The sequence below is a fragment of the Kribbella sp. NPDC055071 genome (assembly GCF_053608045.1).
In genome coordinates this window covers 1-1110 of the sequence record NZ_JBSGUS010000082.1, presented here as the reverse complement: position 1 = coordinate 1110, position 1110 = coordinate 1, and the positions used below count along the sequence as shown (strand labels likewise).

The following is a 1110-nucleotide window of genomic DNA, read 5'->3' as shown; positions in this document are numbered from 1 at the left end:
TCTCTGACCAAATCACCGTCCCACCAGATGGCGAAATTGGCTGAAGCGGGCGCTTTGTCGCTGATTTTTTCGCCTTTGCTCGTGAAAAGCCCATACGACATGCCATCATTGCCCGGCGGATCAATTCCCCAGACGAGCGATCCTTTGTAGCTTGGATCAATATGAGCCGCCATGCCCCGGCCAACGTCAGTTCCAGCATGGACGCCCCATAATATCTCACCGGTTCCGGCATCTCGCAGCGACAGTCCGTACGGCTTCGTGGCGTCCTCATACACCTGGAACACTTCAAGCCCTTTTCGTGACGGGTCCAGATCCCCTACATGCATCGCGTCTCCGTGCCCGAGCCCCGTTGAGTACAGGCCGGTTCCGTCATGATCGACAGCCATTGCGCCGTATATGATTTCATCTTTTCCGTCTCCGTCGACGTCCGCCACGCTTAAACTGTGGTTCCCCTGTCCTGCGTACGCTTCATGTCCCGGATGGTTGGAGTCAAATACCCAGCGTTTTTTGAGCCTTCCGTTTCTGAAATCGTATGCCACGAGCACGGCTCTCGTATAGTAGCCGCGCGCCATAACAAGGCTCGGCCGCTCCCCATCCAAATAAGCGATCCCGGCGAGAAAACGGTCCATCCTGTTTCCATAGCCGTCTCCCCAATCCTCCAGCTTGCCGCGGGGTGGTTCATATTCCACGGTCGTGAGTTCCTCACCGGTTTCTCCTTTAAACACGGTCAAATATTCCGGACCGGACAAAATTCTGCCCTGTTCGTTTCTAAAATCGGCATGCTCATCACCGATGATATGTCCTTTCCCGTCTGTTGTGCCGTCAGCTGTTTTCATGGCTATTTCTGCTTTTCCGTCACCATCCAGGTCATACACCATAAATTGCGTGTAATGAGCGCCTGCCCTGATGTTTCTGCCAAGGTTGATGCGCCACAAAAAGGTGCCGTCCAGTTTATAGGCATCTATGAGCACCTCCCCTGTATACCCGTCATGAGCGTTGTCTTTTGAATTGGACGGGTCCCACTTCAGGATGATTTCATATTCTCCATCCCCGTCCACATCCCCGACGCTGGCATCATTGGCGCTGTAGGTGTACGGCTTTCCATCCGGC

1 pseudogene is annotated in these 1110 nt (G+C 54.1%); it reads right to left on the bottom strand.

The features are described 5' to 3' along the window. Positions 1 to 1110: pseudogene (gene rhgX / locus ACWF4Z_RS38405) on the bottom strand (rhamnogalacturonan exolyase); the annotation flags it as partial.